Here is a 22,061-nt window from a genome sequence, read left to right as displayed (position 1 = left end):
ACTGGGTTAGTGATTGTGTGACTACCAGGGTTTCTCCACGATAGGCTCTACATCGTTTCCGCCGGAGAATACACCGTCATCGCTGGAGGTGATTTGAGTATCCGGGGTTTTGTTGAGTTCTTCGGTCAGGGAGGCATCGGTGACCGAGGCGCATCCGAACGAAAGAGTTACAATGGCAGCGAGGGCGAAGAGAGATTTTAGTGATTTCATGGTATTGATATTTAAAGATTAAACTTTAGGTTAAGTACAAGAGTATGTTTATTGCTATTTGTTACATTTTAATTTTAGAGTAGTTTATTGTTTTAAAGACATTTTTCTACTCCATTGTAAGAGTATAATTCTTACATATTGTTACAAAATTAATCTAAATCTTAATATTCACAGCTGCCACTAAAAGATTAAAATGAATTAATAATTCAAAAAAAATCACTTATTATTGGAGCTCGTATATTTTGATAGTTTAAATAGAACTGTAAATTCTTTGATGTATTCGAATTCAGTGATAAGCATCAAAGCTGTCAAAAATTTTTAATTATTGGTTGGTTAGTTTGGCACAACTCAGAGTTGATTATTCGGAATTGGTAGAAGCACTCCAAAAAGGGGATGACACGAAGGCAAGCGAACTATTGTCGGAAGTGATCCCAAGACTTGAGGACTATCTTCAAGTGGTGATGAGTGCAGAATCAAATGCGGCTAAAGAATGTGTACAGCAAGCTTTTTTGGATGTATTTGAACAAATACGGAAGAATAAGATCAAGAAAAGTAAGTATATATTCAGTTATCTGATTAAGTCTTGTCGTCATGAATATCTCCGATATATAAAGCGTCAGCACAAGTTTGACTATGACGGAGAGTCCTTTAATGAAATATATGAGCCGGAAGAGCAGTTCCAGAACCTGCTGGATAAAGAAAGGCAGCGTATACTGGAAGAATGTTTAGATGAGCTTAGAAAGAAATCCAGGGAGTTTATTGAGTATTTCATGGATAGGCCGGAAGCCAGTACAGATGATGCTGTTGAGGAATTTGACCTTTCTAACGCGAACGTGCGCACTCGAAAGCACCGTATTTTGAGTCGTTTGCATCATTGCTATAAGCGGAAATCCAATCAATAAACAGTTTTGCCCGGAAAAATCACCTTGTAATAACAGTATCTGGCCATCATAAGGTGGGTACTATGTTACTCTTTTGATGAATATATTCGCTCAAAAATCCCTTCTGATTCATTATTAAATATTAAGAAATACTCAAATTTCAGGAACAAGAATCCATTTTTTTGGCACATTTTAAAAATTTTGAGCACCAATTCGGGTAAAAAAATGCCATTTTGTGCGTGTAATTTTTTTCGAAAAACCCTAAAAAAAAGGCATCATAAAAGGAAAATTTTGAGGGTAAAATGTGTGTGTAACATTTTTTTAGCTTTAGCTAAATATTTGCGGGATACTTAATTCTTCAACTCTATATTTTGTAAATGATGTATAATCCAGCAGACATTCTTGAAAATTTTGGCTTAATTACTTCAAAAAAGGTCAAATCTTCTCAAAATGAGAGATAAACTTGATTATTCGCTCAAAAACCTACAACATCATCAAAATTTCATAACCAAACTGATTTAAAAATGTGGCTTAATATAAAATCATTTGAAGAGTATCAGCAAACATTCAGAGAAAGTGAAAAAGACCGTCTTAAATTTTGGGATCATGAAGCCGGAACGTTTTATTGGCGAAAACGCTGGGATAAAACTCAAACAGGAAATTTTAAAGACGCGAATATCAAATGGTTTGAAGGTGGTAAGCTGAATATTACAGAAAATGCGTTGGATCGCCATTTGAACACTATTGGGAATAAAACAGCTTTTATATTTGAGCCGAATCATCCTGATTCATTTCGCCGAACAATTACGTATAGACAGTTGCACGAAGATGTTTGTCGGTTTGCCAATGTGTTGGAGAGTAAAGGTGTCAAAAAAGGGGATCGTGTTGTCATTTATATGGCTATGACACCGGAATTAGTGATTTCGGCACTTGCTTGTGCCAGAATTGGAGCGGTTCACTCCATTGTATTTGCAGGATTTTCTGCACAGTCGCTGTCAGAAAGGATCAATGACTGTGAAGCTAAAATGTTGATTACCAACGATGGTCTTCGGCGCGGGGATAAGCATGTTCCTCTTAAAGAAATTTCAGATGAAGCACTTGAAAGCTGTCCTTCTGTAGAAAGTGTGATCGTATGCCAGCGAACCAACCGTGAAATTGAATGGAAAGAAGGGCGGGATGAATGGTGGCATATTCTAATCCGAAATGCCTCCAGAGAGCATGAAGCGGTTGAAATGGATGCCGAAGATCCGCTTTTTATTCTTTATACATCGGGTTCAACCGGTAAGCCCAAAGGGGTGGTTCATACTTGTGGGGGATATATGGTGTATACGAGTTATTCATTTCGACAGGTATTTCAGGTAGGAGCCGACGATATTTATTGGTGTACAGCAGATGCAGGATGGATTACAGGCCACAGTTATATTATTTATGGACCGCTTTTTAACGGAGCTACAGGGATTATTTTTGAAGGGACTCCGACATATCCGGATGCCGGCCGGCTATGGGAAGTGGTAGAAAAATATCGAGTTACGCACTTTTACACGGCTCCAACGGCTATTAGAGCCTTGATGTCTTATGATATCGATTATGTTAAGAAGTATGACTTGAGTTCACTAAAGGTATTAGGAACTGTAGGTGAACCTATTAATGAAGAAGCCTGGCATTGGTATCATGATCACATAGGAAATAATAAATGCCCGATCGTGGATACCTGGTGGCAAACGGAAACCGGAGGAATTATGATTTCTCCTTTAGCGGGAATTACTCCTACTAAACCCGGTTTTGCTACATTACCGCTCCCCGGCGTTTTTCCTGCTTTAATGGATGAAAATGGTGAGGAAATTGAAGGAAATGGAGTAGAAGGAAATTTGTGTATCAAACATCCGTGGCCGGGTATTGCCCGAACTGTTTATGGTGATCATGAACGATATAAGCAGACTTATTTAAGTACGTACGAAGGATATTATTTTACCGGAGATGGCTGCAGACGTGATGAGGATGGTTACTACCGGATAACCGGTCGTGTGGATGATGTATTAAATGTTTCGGGGCACCGATTAGGAACTGCTGAAATTGAAAATGCCCTGGACGAACATCCTAAAGTGGTTGAGACAGCGGTAGTTGGTTTTCCTCACGACATTAAGGGGCAAGGGGTGTTTGCTTTTATGATTTGTGACGAGCAAGTCAAGGATCCGGAAGCTTTTAAGAAAGAGTTGTTGGATTTGGTAAGTAAAATTATCAGCCCCATTGCTAAGCCTGATAAAATTCAGATTGTATCAGGGCTGCCGAAAACCCGCTCCGGAAAAATCATGCGTCGAATTCTTAGGAAAATTGCGGCCAAAGATCTGGATAATCTTGGTGATACATCTACTTTGTTAGATCCAAGTGTGGTGGATGAAATCAAGAATGGGAAGGCTTATTAATGCTCAATCAGTAAGGGGGAATAGGCTAAATCTTGTTATATCCCTAACAAATAGCCTGCCGGCAGAAAAAGCAGACTCAAGATTAGCATAATGAGCCTGAAACGTGTTTTGACAAACATAGGGTGAAAAAAAAGACCATAAGTAAGTGGCTTTTCTTGGGTCATCCAATCATAATAATGATGTCGGTGGAGTGAGCCAAGGGCCATGGTTACATGTCCGTGCAGTATAGTAAGCATAAAAGGTGCCGCAAAGATAAAGGCTCCCATATAACAATAGAGGGTATCCAGACCCATTAAATCTGCAGTATAGAAATAAGGCCAGGCAAAAAGTACCATCATGGGAACGGTGAGCATCCAGTTGATGATGGAAATGCGGCGGTAATTTGCTTCGTTTAATTCTGACATTGGGATTGATGAATGATGAATGATGATTGATGATTGATGATTTGAAACCTCAAATCATCAATCATCAATCAAAAATCCTAAATTTGGGAAGCGATAAGCATTTCGATCTCGCGATAAGGTTTATCAAACATTTTTGCCAGCGACTTTTTGGTAATGTGTTTTTTATACGTATACGTTCCGTTTCTCAGCGCCACATTTTCCCACAGGCATTCCTTAACTCCCCCGGCATCTCCGATTGCAAGTATATAGGGTACAATCACATTATTTAAAGCATACGTAGCTGTTCTGGGGACATTTGCCGGGATATTTGGGACACAATGATGGATGACGTCATGTTGCGAGTAAACCGGATTTGAATGGGTTGTGGGCTGACTGGTAGCTACACAACCCCCTTGATCGATAACGGTATCCACAATTACACTTCCGGCTTTCATACCGGCTACCATTTCATCAGTAACCCAGCATGGAGAGCGATCTCCCTCCGCCATGGCAGCCCCAATGATTATATCTGCAAATTTGAGGGCCGTATTTAAGTATTGATGATTTGCCACAGCCGTAATAATTCGACGGTCAAGGGCATTTTCAAGTCTCCGAAGTGCCGTTAAATCAGTATCCATTACAAAAACTTGTGCCCCATATCCAAGTGCTGTCCGGGCGGCATATTCGCCGGTTATTCCGGCTCCCAAAATAACTACGGTAGCAGGAGGGACTCCGGAAATACCGCCCAGCATAATTCCCTGTCCGCCACTCATGCTTTCCAAATAATGTGCCGCAATCTGTACCGACATAGAACCGGTAATTTCGTGCATCATTCGAACGATAGGAAATTCTTTGTCTTCTCCTCGGATAAATTCATAGCCAATGCCGGTAATCGATTTGTCGGTTAAAGCCTGTAAATACTCCTCTGTTTGACTTCCCATGTGTAAAGCCGAAATAAGAGCTTGATCTGGCTCCAGTAATTCAAACTCTTCCTTTACCAGGGGGGCAATTTTCAGAATGAGTTCTGATTTTTTGAACACATCACCAGCACTGTAGGCCATTTCTGCACCGGCATCGGCATATTCCCGATCTGAAAAATTAGCAGCTTCCCCGGCTCCTTTTTCAATAAAAATTTCATGACCATTGGCTTTGAGGATAGAAACACCTCCCGGAGTAAGGGTAACTCTTCGTTCATCATTGGATATTTCTTTGGGTAGTCCAATTTTCAAAGAGACTTTGCTTTTGGATCGGATGAGATGCTTTTCCAGCGTTTTTAATCCGATTTGCTCCGTATCCAATGGCTTTATATCCATGTGCCGTGGGGTTTAAAGGTGATTTTTGAGAAGATAGGGAATTTGGGGTTAATTTTTAGTGTAAGGAACGACTTACTGTTGCTGGTTTGGATGGAGCAGTTCAATCTTGAATTGGATCATTCCCCAATCATCTCGCGGAATTTAGCTTCATCCAAGATAGGAACTCCCAATTCCTGTGCCTTATCCAGCTTGCTGCCGGCGGATTCTCCGGCCAATACATAATCGGTATTTCCACTTACAGATGAGGAGGTTTTTCCTCCGTGTTTCTCGATCAGATCGGCGGCTTCCTTGCGGGTGTAGGTGGGGAGGGAGCCGGTCAGGACAAATTTTTTGCCCTCAAAAATATTGGAAGCCTGTTCTTCTTCCTCTTTTTCAAATTGAAGGCCGTGTTCGCCCAGTCTTTTTACAATAGCTTTATTTTTTTCATTGTTGAAAAAACTTACCACCGATTCTGCGATGCGCGGACCGATGGAATCAACGGCGATCAGCTCTTCCTCCGAAAGGGATTGTAATTTTTCCATGGTGCCGAAGGCTTTGGCCAAATCTTTGGCGACAGTTTTACCCACAAAGCGAATTCCCAGGGCGTAAATCACGCGTTCAAACGGCTGTTGTTTACTTTTTTGAATGGCATCGATCAGGTTTTGGGCACTTTTATCTGCCATGCGCTCCAGCCCGATGATCTGCTCTTTTTCCAAATCATACAGGTCAGCATAGGTTTGGATGAGTCCTTCGGACACGAGCTGATCTACCACTGATTCCCCCAATCCTTCAATATCCATGGCATCCCGCGAAGCAAAATGTTCGATACGAATACGGACTTGTGGCGGACATGTAGGGTTGACACAACGCCAGGCCACTTCATCTTCATACTTAATGAGAGCTGAATCACAAGCCGGACAATTTTCCGGAAAGGAAAATGCTTCATTTCTATGCTCCCGGTCCGGGTTTACGACATTTATGACCTGAGGAATAATTTCCCCGGCCTTTTCTACCACCACGGTATCTCCAATACGGATATCTTTACGCTGAATCTCATCTTCATTATGAAGGGAAGCTCGTTTTACCGTGGTTCCGGCTAATTCTACGGGCTCAAGCTCCGCAACGGGGGTAATGGTACCAAGCCTCCCTACCTGCAGCGTAATGTCGTTAATGACCGTTGTAGCCTGTTCAGCTTCAAACTTATAGGCGATTGCCCAACGCGGAAATTTAGAAGTAGTTCCAAGTTCTTCACGCAAATGGCTTTGATTTATTTTAATGACTACGCCATCGGTTTCATAAGGGAGCTCATGGCGAAGCTTTTCCCATTTTTTGATAAGCTCATGCACTTCATCAATAGATGAACATACTCTGTGGTATTCACAGACAGGAAGACCAAATTCAGCCAGTAATTCTGCTTTTCGAAATTGGGTCAGAGAGTTATCTTCATCATCAAGGAGCAAATCGAAGGCAAAAAACCGAATAGGGCGCTGTGCCACTGCCTTTGGATCTTGCATTTTCAACGAACCGGCGGTAGAATTTCTGGGGTTGGCGAATACGGTCAGTCCTTCTTCTTCTCGATGCTGATTCATCCGGGCAAATGCCTCGCGTTCCATATAAGCCTCACCGCGGATTTCGACAACCTCAGGATAATCCCCATTAAGGTGAAGAGGTATATCCCGGATCGTTTTTATGTTGTTGGTAATATCATCGCCTTTTTCGCCGTCCCCCCGTGTGGCACCCAACACCAATTTCCCATTTTCATATCGAAGTCGAATGGAAGCACCGTCAAACTTTAGCTCCGCCATGTACTCATAATTTTCATGGCCCAGTATTTTCTTGACTCGGCCGTCAAAGTCGTTGAGTTCTTCTTCATTATAAGTGTTATCCAAACTAAGAAGCGGAACAGGATGCTGAACAGTTTCGAAAACCGAAGAAACTGTTCCGCCAACTCGCCGGGTGGGAGAATTGGGGTCATGGAGATCGAATTCCTGTTCGAGCTTTATGAGTTCTTTGAGGGTTTCGTCAAACTCTTTATCGCTTATAAAGGGCTGAGCGTCTTGGTAATATGCTTTGTTAGCCTGATCGAGGAGCTCTCTGAGCTCCGAAACGCGTTCCCGGGCTTCTTTTCTGTTCATGGATAAGATGTACTAATACTTAACTAATATCTGATTCGATATACGGTGCTGTCGGGCGGTCCAATTTCCAAGGGAAATTCGTCCGGAGCCGGAGCTAAATAACGGGGTTGATCGAGCACAGAGCGTGTGATCATAATGGAGTTGAAGGCAGTGTCGAAGTAATTCTGGCGGGGATTTTCAATGATATGCCCATTAAATAAAAGAAGCATACGGCTATACTGCCCGCGCACCAATAGTGTATCTCTAAAATCAAAATTATAAGCCGCTCCATCTTCTACCCAAAATGGATTTGTTCTCCAATTTAAGTCGCTTGTGATACGTACGGGTTCTAATTGACCGTAGGCAGCGTAAACTGTGACGGTCAGAGTATCTCCAAGGATGATGGGTTCATTGGGTGCCGTACTTTGCGACTGATTTTGAGTGTCGGAATCTGAAGGTGCTTCTGATTCTCCGGCAATAGCTGATGAATCTACCGGTGTTGGAATAATAATTTCCTGATTTGATTGCTGGCTAGTTGTTTGCTCCTGGTTAGCAGAAAAATTTTGGTTTATTACAGAGGAAATATCATCCCAAAAAATATATATACAAGTGGCGAGCAACGCGATAATGAAGAAAAATGAAATCGCCAGCCAAACTTTAGAGCTTTTACCTGCGGTAGTAAACTTGCGCCCCATATCGGCCCAGTTTACAGTATTAATCTCGGGTGGTGCAATGGGTTCAGCTTTATTAGCTTCTTTAGGTGGTTCTGTCTCTGGTTTTTGTGCCGGTTTAGATTCGACAGGCTCAGTTGAACTTGTTTCCGGAGCTTTCTCTTCAGGTTTAGACGGACTATAAGGTTGCCGGTATTCATCAATATTTTCTTTTCCGGACACCAAACTTCCCGAATACATTCCGGCTTCTACTTCATCCAAAGCCATAACTACATCATCATCATTCAGCTTCAGCACCTTGGCATAGCTGCGCACAAAACTACGAACGTAGGTTTTGTTCATGCTTGGATCGGTAAAAATACTTTCGTCTTCAATACTTTTTATAGTATCAAGCGGAATTTTTATCGCATTTTGTATATCCTCAAGCGTGAGGTTTTGGCTTTTGCGTATAGAAGCGAGGTCTTTTCCCAGAGACATAGATACTTATTTAGGTCTACAAAATTATAAGAAGCTAAGTAATTAAACTTGATAGGAAAAGCAAACTTTTCACTTTAATCATTTTGAGGTTTTAAATGCTTTTTAAAAGATTAACAGAAGGAATTTTAGAAATACTTTTTCCAAAAGTTTGTACGGTTTGTGGTTTAAGATTGGCTACGAATGAAAATTTTGTTTGTAACAATTGCCTGGAGAGCAAGTTTGAGGAGGCTTATCAGCCGGGAAAACGATCAACCCGTGATATAATGCTTCCGGAAGGAGTCTATTTGCAGCATGCTCTATGGAATTTTGATAAAGGCGGGTATTTACAGGAAGTACTGCATCAGCTAAAATATAATAGATTAACGGGGGTGGGAGAAGACATTGGCCGGCAATTAGGGAAGAGCATGCTGCGGCATCCGGAGTTTATGAATCGGGTCAAAGGGCGGAAAGTACGTTTGCTTCCGGTTCCGCTTCACCCCAAAAAATACCGAATGCGAGGATATAATCAGGCTTTTTACATTGCTAAAGGAGTGGCAGAAGTTACCAATCTCCATATCATCGATAAGAACACTGTTCAGCGGATAAAAAATACAGGTACACAAACCGGGTACTCACTCGAGAAACGCAGAAAAAATATTGATGGTGCATTTAAAGTTACTGTACCTGAAAAAGTGAAGGATGTTCTTTGTGTGATCATAGATGATGTTTTCACCACCGGAGCCACTACTTTTGAGTTGAGTTCAGAATTGAAAAAAATCGGGTGCGGGGAAATAATGATCGCTACTGTAGCTCAAGCCTGAATCAGTCTTTTTTAGTGCCTATATTTGACTATGGAAAATTTTCAAAGAGGTCGTTTTAATTGGCAGATGCTGGAGCTCCCCGATGGGATAACCACGTCCAACGGAAATTGGTATCATATAACAAGAGATGGCATTGAGAACTATGTACCCGGATTGCTCAAAAACCGCCCGTTGGAAAGAATCATACAAGAGGCCGATGCGTGGGTAAAAAGCTCCGACGGTTTTTCCTTAATGCTGTTCTTTATTGTCGTCTTTTTTGGTGTGACTCCCTGGCTGGCTGCAGCCATCTCCTTAGTTTTCTATTTCTTATGGTATTTTAACACCGGTGTTTTTGTGAATGTGACGTCCACTCCGATTGCAAAGTTGCTGAATAAAGACGGGGTAGTTTATGGGGTATCCGCGATCTTTTTGATCGGAATCAGCATCAATGAAATTACTGCAGGAATGGGAATTTCTGTTGAATTTAATGCTATTTGGTATGGTTTAATTTTGTTCTTTCTATACAAAGTGGGTTTGTTAAGGTTGATGATTGAATTTACCCGAAAGAAGTTCTTTGGGCAGCCCAAAGTTTCCAAGGAAGACCGGATTTTGAACATGCTTTTGATTCGATATGGAATGAAATACGGAATTCTCACCGGCGAGGTAAATGAAATGGAAAAAGAGCTGGTGCGTATTGTTAACTATCACAAGCAAAAGAAAAAGTAGAGGAATCAGGTTAATTATGAAGCAACTGTTCTTTATTCGTCACGGAGAGACCGACAATAACAAAGCGAGTATCATACAGGGGAGAAGCCTGGATGCCTCTATCAACGATTTGGGCAGAAGGCAGGCAAAAGCGATCCGTGATGCACTCGAGCCTTTCGAAATTCAAAAAATTATAGCAAGCGGGTTACGCCGAACTCATGAAACAGTTCAACCCCTGGCTGAACAAAGAAAGCTTGAAGTAGAAAAATATCCCGAATTGGATGAAATTGATTTTGGCGTTTTGGAGGGAAAAGTATTCACGGAGATTCAAGATCAGGTGATGGAGGTTCATGAGCAGTGGAAGGGAGGCAATGTTGATTATGCACCTGAAAAGGGGGAGTCGCCCCGCCAAACCTTCACTCGTGCTAACAGGAAAGTTGCAGAGGTACTGGAATCATCTAAAGAAGAACACATCGTTTTTATGATCCATGGACGATTGACCCGCATTTTGCTCTCGGAATGGCTGGGACACGGACTCCACAATATGCACAAGATCGAACACCAGAATGGAGCCATTAACTGGCTGAGCTGGAAGGATGGTAAATTTGAGGCCGTGGAGTTGAACAAGACTGATCATTTGGTGGAGTTGGTGGGATAAATTTACTCTCTGAACTTGAATAGAATCTACAGTATCCATGTTCCATAATTCTTTATCTTTCAACCCTCAAAAAGAATCATTTTACCCTGCTTCTGGTTTTACGGCCAAAAGTGAAATTAATCAAATGCTATGAGTGAAAAAGTAAGATCCATGTTTGCCGATATCGCCGATGATTATGATCGGGTTAACAGTGTATTGTCTTTCGGCGTACATCATGCGTGGAGAAAAAAAGCAGTATTGGAAAGCGGGGCCCATGAAGGCGATCATGTATTGGACTGCGCCACAGGAACAGGCGACCTTGCCATCGAATTCAAAAAAACGGTTGGGGATTCCGGGTATGTGATGGGAACCGATTTCTGTGCGCCCATGATAGAACCGGCTCCCGCCAAAGCCAAAGCCGAAGGGCTCAAGATCGATTTCGAAGTAGCTGATGCCATGAATCTTCCCTATGAAGATGACAAGTTCGACATTGCCAGTATCGCTTTTGGGATTCGAAATGTGGATGATCCTGTGGTAGCTCTTAAAGATATGGCTCGCGTGGTAAAACCGGGTGGAAGGGTGGTAGTGCTTGAATTCGGTCAGCCTAAAGGATTGATGAAATTTCCTTACGAATTATACAGTCAGCACATCATGCCGGCTATTGGAGGATGGCTAAGCGGGAACCGTGAAGCCTATACCTACCTCCCAAGAACAAGTGCTGAATTTCCGGCGGGAGATAAGTTTTTGGCATTAATGGACGAATCCGGAGCCTTTGAAAGCTGTCGCGCCGTAAAGTTAACGGGCGGAATTGCCTACGTTTATGTAGGAGTGGTTCAATAATGGTATATTCATCGCTCTAACAAACAACACAATAGTTCAATGAACATAGAAGAAATTAAAAAAGTACTTCCTCATCGCTATCCTTTTTTATTGGTGGATCGGGTGCTGGAAGTGGACGAAACAAATATCAAGGCCTACAAAAATGTTACGGCGAACGAGGAATTTTTTAACGGGCATTTTCCGGGACAGCCCATCATGCCGGGAGTATTGCAGGTAGAGGCCCTGGCTCAGGCCGGCGCCATTATGCTGATGACCCAGCAGGTGGATAATCCTCAGGAAACTCTGATGGTGTTCACCGGAATCAACAAGTGTAAGTTCAGAAAGCAAGTGGTGCCCGGAGACCAGCTGATGCTGGAGGTTGAGCTGGGCAGCAAGAAACGCAACTTTGTAACCATGAAAGGGATTGCCACGGTTGACGGTAAGGTAACCTGCGAATTGGAAGCCTCTGCTGCGCTTGTGCCACGGGAGAAAGTATGAGTACTCAAAAATCTTCAGATAAACCGGTTAAAGTTACGACTCAAACGATCGTAGACATGAAAGCAACGGGCGAGAAAATCGCCATGCTTACGGCTTATGATTTTACCATGGCCCAAATTATTGATCAGGCCGGCATCGAAATCATCCTGGTTGGAGATTCCGCAAGTAATGTGATGGCCGGGCATGAGACTACTGTTCCAATGACGCTCGAGCACATGATCTATCATACTTCATGTGTAGTTCGCGGTGTGGACCGAGCATTGGTGATTGCTGACCTTCCGTTTATGAGTTATCAGGTTACGACCAAAGAAGCATTGATCAGTGCAGGACGTATGATGAAAGAAGCGGGTGCTCATGCGGTAAAGCTGGAAGGCGGTAAATACATTGTGGACACAGTAAAACGTATCGTGGATGCCGGGATTCCGGTGATGGGTCACCTGGGGCTTACTCCGCAGAGCATTTATAAATTTGGAACGTACAAAGTACGGGCTACCGAAGAGCAAGAAGCGAATGAACTTATCCGTGATGCTAAACTACTTGAAGAGGCCGGATGTTTTTCGCTTGTATTGGAAAAAATTCCCGCTGATCTTGCTGAAAAAGTCACAGCAGAACTTTCTATCCCGACCATTGGTATTGGAGCCGGACCTTCTTGTGACGGTCAGGTTTTAGTGCTTCACGATATGTTAGGTCTTAATAAAGAATTTAACCCGAGGTTTTTGCGCAGGTATGCAGACCTGAATTCGGTGATGACAGATGCAGTTCAAAATTTTATCAAAGACGTTAAAGACAAAGATTTTCCAAATAAAGATGAGCAGTACGGCGGATGAGTGAACCCAAAAAACCTTTTATTTTAGTTAGTAACGATGACGGAATTTTTTCTCCCGGAATAAAAGCTCTTGCTGAAGTGGCTGCCGAATTCGGAGATGTGTATATCGTAGCACCCGATAAAGAGCAAAGTGCGGTTGGCCATTCCATTACCATTCAGGTTCCGCTGCGTTCCAGTAAATTTACCGTAGCCGACAAGTTTCAGGGAGAAGCGGTAAACGGAACACCGGCTGATTGTGTGAAATTGGCTCATGGACAACTTCTTGATCGTAAACCTGATATGGTGGTAAGCGGCATCAATCATGGAAGCAATGCCGGAATCAATATCATGTATTCCGGAACAGTGAGCGCGGCCACCGAAGGGACTATTTTAGGATATCCTTCTATTGCGGTTAGCTGTACGGATTTTAACGAAGATGCAAATCTCAGAGGATGTCAGGAAGCTGCAAGAAGGGTTATAGGGTTTGTCCTTAAAAACGGATTGCCGCGCGGAGTTACTTTAAATGTTAATGCTCCAGCCGGTGAATTTACGGACATTAAATGGACCCGCCAGGCGGATAGTCGATATGTTGAGGAGTATGAAAGTCGAACCGACCCGTTCAACCGTGCCTATTACTGGCTGACCGGGAAATTTGAGTTGCTGGATGAAGGAAAAGATTCAGATATCCATGCACTGAATAATGGTTTGGCATCAGTAACACCGATTCAATACGATCTGACCGCCTATCATCTGTTGGAGAATGTAGATGACCGCAGTTTGAATGAGTAAATAAAATATGCTTTATCCGGGTAGCGATAGCAAATTTTATGGTGCTATTATTTAGTGTCCGTTTTCATCCAACATCTTAACCACATCTGCCCAAAATTTCTTATATACTTTTTGGCTTTCCTTATTCATTTGAAGATGCATTTGGGATAGATGAGACAGTGGAACAGTGTCCAGGTGTGCACCCCATTTGGCACTCTCAATCGATACAAAGGCATCATTTGGCCCCTCTTTTTCAAAAATTTGATTGTTCTGAAATTTCAGTACCGGATTTATTGAATATTTGGTCCCTTTTCCAACGGCTGCGCTATAAGAATAATAGGATATTTCATCCAAGTCGGGATGACCGGGATTAAAAATTTCTTTGACGTAGGAGCAGGTAAGCTGTTCGAGCGAGCCCAATGCATCACTCTTGGTTTTGGGATACATGTTATCGCCAAACCAATCAAACATTTCGCTAAGTTTTTCTGTGACCAGTTCCGGCGCTTTCAAAATAAGATCAGCAAGGCTCGAGCCATGATGTGGCGTAGCGATAGTGGTCAGGCTCTCGACTTTATCAGCCACATCCATTGTAGAAAGTGCGCAACGCATATCCAATCCGCCCATGCTATGGGCAATTATATTTACCTTTTCATATCCGTAATCTTTACAGAAGGTTTTGATTAGCTGCACCCAGTTTTCAGCACGGGTTTCAATGCGTGCATAGGGCACAATATTAGGAGCAATTGCCACAATGCCATGCCCGCGAATTTCCATGCAAGGTTCATGCAACGGACCCGATTTAATTACAGAACCTATCGCGCCATAACCATGACATAAAAAAACGGGATACTTTATTTTCAGCAGTTCGGGCTGTGGGTACTCTTGTAACTCAAGTCGTTTTAATAATGCAGATCGATCGGGCATGGTTAATTTTGTTCCGTAGTTAAGGTATCAAGGCTTGGATCGGTGGTTAAACGAATAGTCCGAAGTACTGTTCCTTTATTGTAAACATAAATATGCATATCCCGGGAAGGAAAATTTATTTTTGCCGGTGCTTTGATCTCATAGCGATTTAGATCTTTGTGCAGATTAATGTGAAACATTGTTTTAGAAAACCGGGAAGGTACTCTTAGCCTATACACTTTGCGTGTGAAAATAGTATCAATATTAATAACAGATACTTGTACTTGTTCTTGAGTAATTAATGAGTTTTGGATATGAGTATTAATCAGGGAATCGAGCTGTTGCGTATTATCCAGACGATAAATCTCATTGGATGGAGAGGCCGCAAGGATAATTCCGCTTACTATGCATGACAGGACTAATAAAATGGTAATTACTTTTTTCCCGTTTTTTCTATCCAACATAAACCGTTCTTGGGTTCTTAATTTCAGAGATTTACCTTCAGGCTAAATCTATAAACTTCTGCAGTAAAAAAGACATGTCATTTCAAGTTCAAAAAATTGAATCCCAAAAACAGATAGAAGCATTTCATAAGCTTCCTGAGCGGTTGTATGGCAATCATCCATGGTATCGCCCTCCATTTATATTTGAGGTTGAAAATATTTTTAACCGGGAAAAAAATGAAAGGTTTAAAAAGGGCGGGGATTGCGATCGGTTTTTAGTTTTAGATGATAAGGATAAAGTAATTGGAAGGTTTGCCCTGTTTATTGACCCGGAAAAAGATGAGAGGTATGATCCAAAGCTGGGGGGTATCGGATTTATAGAAATGGAGAATCAACCAAAGATTGCTGAAACTATCATAAATTTTGCAAAACAGTGGCATCATGAAAAAGGGTATGCTGGTTTTAGAGGGCCTGTTAATTTTGGAGAGAATGATACGTTTTGGGGAATATTAATTAACGGATTTGAGGATCATAATGTGTATGGAATGCTCTATCATCACGAATATTATGAAGAATTGATCGAATCTACTTTACCTGAAAAGTTTGATGACCTGTACATGTATCAACTCGATTTGAGTCAACCATTACCGCAGCGGTTGATTAGTATTACGGATCGGCTAAAGTCTCAGAAGAATATCGAAATCAGGCCCATTGACAAAAAAAATCTGGAGCGGGATGGTGAGTTTGTTCGCCAAATTTATAACCGGGCTTTTAGTGATCAGGTGGTAAAAGAAAGGGAAGAAGAGTTTATAGGTATCACTCGTGAAACTATTCGTCAGATGATCAAAAAGCTGAAACCGGTATTGATGCCTGAAACTTCGCCTATTGTGTTTGTGGATGGAGAACCGGCTTCATTTTTGGTGAGTGTGCCTGATTTACATGAAATATCAGCCCAAACCAATGGGAGATTCAAATGGTGGCATTTCCCCAAATTAATTGGATTTAAAAAAAGAGCTGAAAAATTTCGCCCGCTGGCATTTGGTACAGACCCGCGCTTTAGGGGCAGGGGACTGGAAGCATTGGTTTTTGCAGAAGGCCACAAGTGGGTACGGAAACACTATCCCAATCTGAAAGTATTGGAGGGCGGCTTTGTAAGCGAAAAGAATTGGATTATGCGAAGAAGCCTGGAAGCTTTGGGGTGTGAGATCGCCAAGACCTATCGGGTGTATAAGTGGATGGTTGATTGAAAGTTGAGAATTGATAAAGTGATAGGGGATAAATCAAATATTTTGGGCTTCATCAAATTGGTGTAAAAGGCTCTATTGCAGGAACTTTATCTATCACCCAATCAACTCTCAACTTTCAACTCTAAAACCTATCTAAAGATCGTATTCAAAATCTCGATGGCGATATCTTTCTTGGCACCTTGGAACTTTTGATCAGAATCTATCCCTAAAAGATGAACGGTATTGGTATCTGCTTCAAAGCCGGCATCTTTATCATTCAGTGAATTCGCGATGATCCAGTCTGCATTCTTCTTTTTGAGCTTGGATGTGGCGTTCTCAATAAGGTTCTCTGTTTCCATGGCAAAGCCGATCAGTACCTGTCCTTCTTTTTTATGATCTCCAAGCCAGGCTAAAATATCCTGGGTTCTTTTTAGTTTGATAGAATTTTCGCCCGCTGTTTTCTTCACTTTTTGTTGGTGAATTTCAGTTGGGCTGAAGTCGGAAACCGCGGCTGCCATAATGACCACATCGGCATCGGCGTATTTCTTAACTGCATCAAAAAGGTCCGCCGTACTTGTGATACTTATGGAATGAATGTTTTCCGGTTTTGAAACAGAAAGCGGGCCGTGGATTAAAGTAACATCCGCTCCCAGACTTTGAGCCGCTTCGGCCATGGCAATCCCCATTTTCCCTGAACTGGGATTGGATATAAACCGAACCGGGTCGATATGTTCGCGGGTGGGGCCGGCGGTAACCACCACTTTTTTGCCTTCTAAAGGTCCTTTTACAGATCCAATGATTTCTGAAACTTTCTCTAAAATATCCCCGATCTCGGGAAGCCTGCCTTTCCCATCGAGTCCACTGGCTAAATATCCGCTTTCCGGTTCAAGGATGTGATATCCAAACTCCTGTACCTTTTTGAGGTTCAGAGAAACTGCCGGGGAATCATACATCTCACCGTCCATGGTTGGACAAATAAGGACAGGGCAGCGAGCAGCAAGCACGGTACTGGTGAGCATGTTGTCAGAAATACCACTTGTGATCTTAGCAAGCGTATTTGCCGTACAGGGAGCGATTACATAAAGATCGGCCCACTCACCCCAGTTAATATGGCGGGTCCAGTCGCTTGAACCCGGCGCATCCGGAAAGATATCAACAGCCACTTCATGGCCGGAAAGGGAAGCAAAGGTCTCTAAACCAACAAAACGGGTGGCTGAGGGCGTCATGGTGACGCGGACTTCAGCTCCCGCTTTTTGAAATTCTCTAAGTAAAAAAGCAGCTTTATAAGCTGCAATTCCCCCGGTAACACCAAGAATAATGCGCTTACCGGAGAGCATTATTAATCCTCTTTGTCAGGATGACGGTAGTAAATTTGGTCTTCCTGCATTTCCACAATAGCACGTTGAGTGGCGTGTGGAAGTTTTTCGAAGGCTTTGGAGATATTTTCCTGCTCTTCGTTGAAAGAAAATTCGTCTTCTTCTTCAAATCCTTCGAAGTACTGGAGTTTTTCGTCCAGTTCCAGTTTTTCCTGAGCGGCAATTTGTCGTGCTCTCTTGGAAAGAATTACAAGCAACTCGTACTTGTTACCTGTTTTGAATTTGAGTTTCTCAATGTCTAATGTTTGGACAGCCATGTATGGTCTCAGTTTTGATTCATAAATTTGATCACGGCTTCTTTCACTTGTGAGTAAGCCGTATCCAAATCGTCATTAATAATAACGCGATCAAATTGATCAGCGTATGTAAGTTCTTTCTTGGCGCGTTCAAGGCGCAGAGCAAGAGTTTCATCATCTTCCGTTCCGCGATCAAGCAGGCGCTGCTTCAATACATCAACAGAGGGCGGCTGGATAAACAAACTGAGGCTTTCATCCCCATAAATATCCTTGATATTCACCGCGCCTTTTACTTCAATGTCAAGCACAACAAAATAGCCTGATTTTAGTTTCTTATCAACTTCTGAACGCAGCGTTCCGTATTTCTTTCCGCCATAGAATTCTTCCCATTCCAGGAACTCCCCGTCTTTTATTTTTTGGTCAAAATCCGCATCAGAAAGGAAGTAATAGTGTTTTCCGTGCACTTCGCCTTTTCGCGGCGGACGGGTAGTTGCTGAAACCGAGAATTTTAATTCTTCAAAATCTTTAAAAAGCCGGCGCGCCAAAGTTGTTTTTCCGCCCCCGCTGGGTGCCACTAATATGATTACTTTGCCTTTTTTCATAGTAGTATTGAGATTTGAATAGTGAGTATTGAGACGCTTTTCTCAATACTCACTACTCAAGACTAAAATCTAAATTATTCGACGTTTTGTACTTGTTCGCGGATCTGCTCCAGAGCTTCCTTACACTTGACCACGTACTGGGCAATTTCGGAATTGTTAGCTTTAGATCCGATGGTGTTTAGTTCACGATTAATTTCCTGGGTAAGGAAATTGAGTCGGCGTCCGGCCGGATCGGGTTGCTCCACAGCTTCAATGAAGAATTTGAGGTGTGACTTAAGCCGTACAATTTCTTCAGTGACGTCCATTTTATCTACTAAAATGGCTACCTCCTGTTCTAAGCGCTCAGGATCAATTTTATCTTCTTCGATCAAATTATTGATGCGTTCTAATAATTTTTCACGAGTTTCATCCGCACGGCCGGATGTTTCTTTGGTGATAATTTCCAAATTTGATTCAATGAACTCAATGCGGTCCAGTAAATCATTTTTGAGCTGATTTCCTTCCTGAGTCCTCATTTTAAGTAACGATTGTACAGCTTCTTGAAGCGCTTTCTCTGCAACGGCCCATTTCTGCTCCAACACTTCTTCATTCTCTTCTTCATTTATGAATACATCACTAAACTGAGTAATATCTCTTATGGAAATGGGGTCATCGATACCGGCAATTTTTCGGAGATTGTTCAGGATCTTTGCATATCCTTTAACTTTTTCTTCATCAACAGTAATAGAGGGCCCACCGGATTCAGATTCTGAAATATAAACGGTGATATTTAGCTTGCCGCGATTAATAGTCTTTTGGACCAACTCTTTTACTTCCAATTCCTTGTCTTGAAGGCGCTGGGGTAGCCGTGTGCTTACATCGAGGTATCGGCTGTTTAAAGATTTGATTTCGACCGTAGCCGTGATTCCATTGTCAGAAGCTTCTCCACGCCCAAAGCCGGTCATTGAAATAATCATGATAATCTTGATGATGAAAATTGAGCGAGAAAATACAAAAGTATAACTCGGATAAGAAATTACATACAGGAAATATTATTTATCCTCATCACAGAGATATTAAAATGCTTATAGCAGGTAAATAAATTAAGAATCTTCAATTTTTTCCAAGCTGACCGAATTCAGGCAATACCTTAATCCGCTCGGCTCGGGGCCGTCGGGAAAAACATGGCCAAGGTGGGCATCACACACATTACATAAGGCCTCTATGCGAACCATCCCGTGGGAAGTATCAACCTCATATTTAACGGCATTTTCTTTTACCGGTTGGGTGAAAGAAGGCCAGCCCGAGCTGCTTTCAAATTTTTCATTACCATCGAAAAGCTCGGTTCCACAGCAAACGCAGGCATACAATCCCGGTTCAAATTTATAGCACATATCACTGGCTCCGGGACGTTCTGTTCCTTTCAATCGAGTTATGGCATATTCTTCATCTGTTAGTTCTTTTTTCCACTCCTCATCAGATTTTTCAACCCGTCGGGGAGGTTCGGGATTTCCATTTTTAGCGAATTCCTGAAGGTTGTTCCACTTAAGCATGTTGTTCTTGGTTTATATCTACCGGAATAGTGACCATTAAGGCACTAATATTTTATTGAATTTAATTTGATAAAAGAAAAACTAATCTGAATTCATTCTTTTATTCTCCGAAGACCCTGATTCATGATTTTTGCCATAAAGCAGTTCCTCGACCTCCTCTCCTGATATTTCTTCTTTTTCGAGAAGCAATTTGGCGACTTTATCAAGGACATCACGATATTCTTTAATGGTATGAAGTGCTCGGTCAAAGGCTTCGTCAGTTATTTTTCTGACTTCCTCATCAATTTCCCGTGCGGTGGAATCACTGTATTCCCGTTGCCGGCTCATGTCGCGACCCAGAAATACTTCTTCTTCAGCGCTTCCAAAAGAAATATGCCCGAAACGGTCGCTCATGCCCCATTCTAACACCATCTTACGAGATAATTTTGCTATTTGCCTGAGGTCATCCTGAGCCCCGCTGGTTGAAGTCTCAAAGATTAAATCTTCTGCTGCCCGACCTCCCATGATCACGGCAAGTCGATCCAGCAGGTATTCTCGGTTGTAGATGTATTTTTCTTTTTCGGGAAGCTGCTGTGTGACTCCCATTGCTTTTCCGCGAGGGATGATCGTAACCTTGTGTATGGGATCGGAGTAAGGAAGAACGGCAGCTACTAATGCGTGACCGGCTTCGTGGTATGCCAGCATCTCTCGTTCTTTTTCGTCGATTTGAAGGCCTTCCTGTTTAAGCCCCATCAGTACCTTATCTCTGGCATTATCAATATCGTTCATGGATATTGTTTTACGTTTATCACGCCCGGCATAAAGTGAGGCTTCATTCAACAGGTTTTCAAGGTCGGCTCCGCTAAACCCGGGGGTGCTTCGCGCTATTATTTCCAAATCTACATCTTCCCCCAACGGTTTATTTTTAGCATGAATTTCAAGGATCTCAAGCCGAGCTTTTTGTTTCGGGATGTCTACATTTATTTGCCTGTCAAAACGTCCCGGCCGCAAAAGTGCTTTGTCCAGTATGTCGGGCCGATTGGTGGCCGCCATCACAACCACACTTTCGTTAGGTTCAAACCCATCCAATTCTGACAGAAGTTGGTTCAGTGTCTGTTCACGTTCGTCATGTCCGCCCCCAAGTCCGGCTCCCCGCCTGCGGCCAATAGAGTCAATTTCATCTATAAATATGATGCTTGGAGATGTTTTTTTGGCATTATTAAACATGTCTCTGACACGTTTGGCTCCTACACCCACAAACATCTCCATAAAATCGGAACCTGTTATAGTGAAAAAGGGAACATTAGCTTCCCCCGCTGAAGCCCGTGCCAATAATGTTTTTCCGGTTCCGGGGGGACCCACCATGAGTACTCCTTTTGGCAGCTTTGCGCCGATATCTGCAAAACGTTCCGGATCTTTTAAAAACTCAATGATTTCTTCGAGTTCCGCTTTGGCATTGTCGAGGCCGGCTACATCTTTGAATGTGGTATTCTGCTTCTCAGGTTCCTGGAGCTTAGCTTTACTTTTGCCAATGTTAAAGAATCCCTGGCTTTGGGATCTCATACGTTGATAAAACATCACCCCAATATAAATGAAAAATATTATTGGGAGGATAACCATAATGATGTACCACCAATTGTAATCAGATTCCGGTTCGGCTGATATGGTTACATCGTGTTCCTCAAGGAGGTCGGAAAGGTTTTCGTCTCCAAAGGATGGAATATAGGTGGTGAAGTTTTCGTAAGCAGCGGTATCACCTTTTGCACTTCTCAGAGGTTTAGGGTTCTTAAGCATACCCTGAATATTCTGTCCCCGAACTTCTATCCGTTCAATGTTATCATCTTTCAGCTCTTTACGGAATTCACTGTATTCAATGTCTGGGGTTGGGGTCAGGAAGCCGTTTTCAGGGGACATAAACCAATTAAAAAAAAGAGCAAAAAAGATTAGCCATATAAGCAGGTTTGACCAGGAAAAATAGCCTGGTTTCTTATTCTGAGGTATTTTTTTACCAAAATCCTTCTTCCTGTTTTTTTCTGATCTTCCGTCGTCTTTATTTTTTTTAGCCAAGACAGCGTGTTTTTCAGGTGAAATTTTTAATAAAAGTCACATTATACTATTGCATTCAGTACGTGCAACAGTTTTACCGGGCAGTATAGTTTCCTTTTTGTGAGTGGAGGGACGTTATTTCCCGGAAAATATTTAGGATTTAGAAGGATTCCCGGAAGCTGGGGCGGTACTTCTTTTTATCAAAATAAGATGAAGCTTGCCTCTCTGCCGATATATAAGTCGAGTGTTAAATAGC

General features: G+C 42.3%; 21 protein-coding genes and 2 pseudogenes. 10 read left to right on the top strand and 13 right to left on the bottom strand.

All coding sequences use genetic code 11. The features are described 5' to 3' along the window. Positions 1 to 21: 21 nt before the first annotated feature. Positions 22 to 210 (bottom strand): hypothetical protein, encoded by a 189-nt coding sequence (locus HUJ22_RS07885; RefSeq protein WP_290875953.1) that lies wholly within the window; start codon positions 208 to 210, stop codon positions 22 to 24. Positions 211 to 548: 338 nt separating this feature from the next. Between HUJ22_RS07885 and HUJ22_RS07880 the strand changes: the two genes are divergently transcribed. Both HUJ22_RS07880 and acs read left to right on the top strand, forming a co-directional pair. After that, positions 549 to 1,112, top strand: coding sequence for a sigma-70 family RNA polymerase sigma factor (locus HUJ22_RS07880; RefSeq protein ID WP_290875951.1), 564 nt, complete (start codon positions 549 to 551; stop codon positions 1,110 to 1,112). Positions 1,113 to 1,591: 479 nt separating this feature from the next. Then, a pseudogene (gene acs / locus HUJ22_RS07875) lies at positions 1,592 to 3,514 on the top strand (acetate--CoA ligase); the annotation flags it as partial. A 35-nt stretch (positions 3,515 to 3,549) separates the two neighbouring features. On the opposite strand, the gene HUJ22_RS07870 reads toward acs, so the two are convergent. From HUJ22_RS07870 to HUJ22_RS07855, 4 genes are all read right to left on the bottom strand, one after another. Continuing rightward, positions 3,550 to 3,918, bottom strand: coding sequence for a hypothetical protein (locus HUJ22_RS07870; protein ID WP_290875949.1), 369 nt, complete (start codon positions 3,916 to 3,918; stop codon positions 3,550 to 3,552). 77 nt (positions 3,919 to 3,995) lie between these two features. Next, positions 3,996 to 5,210 carry an alanine dehydrogenase gene (locus HUJ22_RS07865; RefSeq protein WP_290875947.1) on the bottom strand — a complete coding sequence of 405 codons (1,215 nt, stop codon included), beginning with the start codon at positions 5,208 to 5,210 and terminating at the stop codon, positions 3,996 to 3,998. Between the two features lie 116 nt (positions 5,211 to 5,326). Continuing rightward, positions 5,327 to 7,324, bottom strand: coding sequence for an NAD-dependent DNA ligase LigA (ligA, locus tag HUJ22_RS07860; RefSeq protein ID WP_290875945.1), 1,998 nt, complete (start codon positions 7,322 to 7,324; stop codon positions 5,327 to 5,329). A 23-nt stretch (positions 7,325 to 7,347) separates the two neighbouring features. Then, positions 7,348 to 8,451, bottom strand: coding sequence for a helix-turn-helix domain-containing protein (locus HUJ22_RS07855; protein ID WP_290875943.1), 1,104 nt, complete (start codon positions 8,449 to 8,451; stop codon positions 7,348 to 7,350). Positions 8,452 to 8,546: 95 nt separating this feature from the next. Here HUJ22_RS07855 and HUJ22_RS07850 point away from each other — a divergent pair, with 95 nt between their 5' ends. From HUJ22_RS07850 to surE, 7 genes are all read left to right on the top strand, one after another. Then, positions 8,547 to 9,251 (top strand): ComF family protein, encoded by a 705-nt coding sequence (locus HUJ22_RS07850; RefSeq protein WP_290875941.1) that lies wholly within the window; start codon positions 8,547 to 8,549, stop codon positions 9,249 to 9,251. A gap of 30 nt (positions 9,252 to 9,281) precedes the next feature. After that, a complete protein-coding gene (locus tag HUJ22_RS07845; RefSeq protein ID WP_290875940.1) occupies positions 9,282 to 9,956 on the top strand; it encodes a hypothetical protein in 675 nt (224 codons plus the stop codon). Positions 9,957 to 9,972: 16 nt separating this feature from the next. Next, a complete protein-coding gene (locus HUJ22_RS07840) occupies positions 9,973 to 10,593 on the top strand; it encodes a histidine phosphatase family protein (RefSeq protein ID WP_290875938.1) in 621 nt (206 codons plus the stop codon). 129 nt (positions 10,594 to 10,722) lie between these two features. Then, positions 10,723 to 11,412 (top strand): bifunctional demethylmenaquinone methyltransferase/2-methoxy-6-polyprenyl-1,4-benzoquinol methylase UbiE, encoded by a 690-nt coding sequence (gene ubiE / locus HUJ22_RS07835; RefSeq protein WP_290875936.1) that lies wholly within the window; start codon positions 10,723 to 10,725, stop codon positions 11,410 to 11,412. A gap of 39 nt (positions 11,413 to 11,451) precedes the next feature. After that, the gene (gene fabZ, locus HUJ22_RS07830; RefSeq protein WP_290875934.1) at positions 11,452 to 11,889 is read left to right on the top strand and encodes a 3-hydroxyacyl-ACP dehydratase FabZ; all 438 of its coding nucleotides are present in this window, start codon (positions 11,452 to 11,454) and stop codon (positions 11,887 to 11,889) included. Continuing rightward, positions 11,886 to 12,716 carry a 3-methyl-2-oxobutanoate hydroxymethyltransferase gene (gene panB / locus HUJ22_RS07825; RefSeq protein WP_290875932.1) on the top strand — a complete coding sequence of 277 codons (831 nt, stop codon included), beginning with the start codon at positions 11,886 to 11,888 and terminating at the stop codon, positions 12,714 to 12,716. The genes fabZ and panB overlap by 4 nt, the downstream gene beginning before the upstream one ends. Beyond that, on the top strand, positions 12,713 to 13,483 hold the full coding sequence (gene surE, locus HUJ22_RS07820) for a 5'/3'-nucleotidase SurE (RefSeq protein ID WP_290875930.1): 771 nt from the start codon (positions 12,713 to 12,715) through the stop codon (positions 13,481 to 13,483). Before panB ends, surE begins: the two co-directional genes overlap by 4 nt. A 51-nt stretch (positions 13,484 to 13,534) precedes the next feature. On the opposite strand, the gene HUJ22_RS07815 is transcribed toward surE, so the two are convergent. Then, entirely contained in the window at positions 13,535 to 14,386 is an 852-nt protein-coding gene (locus HUJ22_RS07815; protein WP_290875928.1) for an alpha/beta fold hydrolase, read from the bottom strand. 2 nt (positions 14,387 to 14,388) lie between these two features. Beyond that, on the bottom strand, positions 14,389 to 14,829 hold the full coding sequence (locus HUJ22_RS07810) for a hypothetical protein (RefSeq protein WP_290875926.1): 441 nt from the start codon (positions 14,827 to 14,829) through the stop codon (positions 14,389 to 14,391). 74 nt (positions 14,830 to 14,903) lie between these two features. Here HUJ22_RS07810 and HUJ22_RS07805 point away from each other — a divergent pair, with 74 nt between their 5' ends. Next, positions 14,904 to 16,055, top strand: a complete 1,152-nt coding sequence (locus HUJ22_RS07805; RefSeq protein WP_290875924.1) for a hypothetical protein — start codon at positions 14,904 to 14,906, stop codon at positions 16,053 to 16,055. Between the two features lie 128 nt (positions 16,056 to 16,183). Here HUJ22_RS07805 and coaBC read toward each other — a convergent pair whose 3' ends face one another. From coaBC to ftsH, 6 genes and pseudogenes are all read right to left on the bottom strand, one after another. Next, positions 16,184 to 17,371, bottom strand: coding sequence for a bifunctional phosphopantothenoylcysteine decarboxylase/phosphopantothenate--cysteine ligase CoaBC (gene coaBC / locus HUJ22_RS07800; protein ID WP_290875922.1), 1,188 nt, complete (start codon positions 17,369 to 17,371; stop codon positions 16,184 to 16,186). A gap of 2 nt (positions 17,372 to 17,373) precedes the next feature. Continuing rightward, a complete protein-coding gene (locus HUJ22_RS07795; protein ID WP_290875920.1) occupies positions 17,374 to 17,667 on the bottom strand; it encodes a DNA-directed RNA polymerase subunit omega in 294 nt (97 codons plus the stop codon). Between the two features lie 8 nt (positions 17,668 to 17,675). Beyond that, positions 17,676 to 18,248 (bottom strand): guanylate kinase, encoded by a 573-nt coding sequence (gene gmk / locus HUJ22_RS07790; protein WP_290875918.1) that lies wholly within the window; start codon positions 18,246 to 18,248, stop codon positions 17,676 to 17,678. A 74-nt stretch (positions 18,249 to 18,322) separates the two neighbouring features. Continuing rightward, complete coding sequence (locus tag HUJ22_RS07785) at positions 18,323 to 19,204, bottom strand: YicC/YloC family endoribonuclease (RefSeq protein WP_290875916.1); 882 nt, start codon at positions 19,202 to 19,204, stop codon at positions 18,323 to 18,325. Positions 19,205 to 19,330: 126 nt separating this feature from the next. Beyond that, complete coding sequence (gene msrB, locus HUJ22_RS07780; protein WP_290875914.1) at positions 19,331 to 19,780, bottom strand: peptide-methionine (R)-S-oxide reductase MsrB; 450 nt, start codon at positions 19,778 to 19,780, stop codon at positions 19,331 to 19,333. Between the two features lie 132 nt (positions 19,781 to 19,912). Further along, positions 19,913 to 21,826 (bottom strand): annotated as a pseudogene (gene ftsH, locus HUJ22_RS07775) (ATP-dependent zinc metalloprotease FtsH); the annotation flags it as partial. Between the last annotated feature and the right edge of the window lie 235 nt (positions 21,827 to 22,061).

Origin of the sequence: Gracilimonas sp. (assembly GCF_014762685.1) — a bacterium.
In the GTDB taxonomy this organism is placed as follows: domain Bacteria; phylum Bacteroidota; class Rhodothermia; order Balneolales; family Balneolaceae; genus Gracilimonas.
This window is presented reverse-complemented; position numbering and strand designations above follow the sequence as displayed.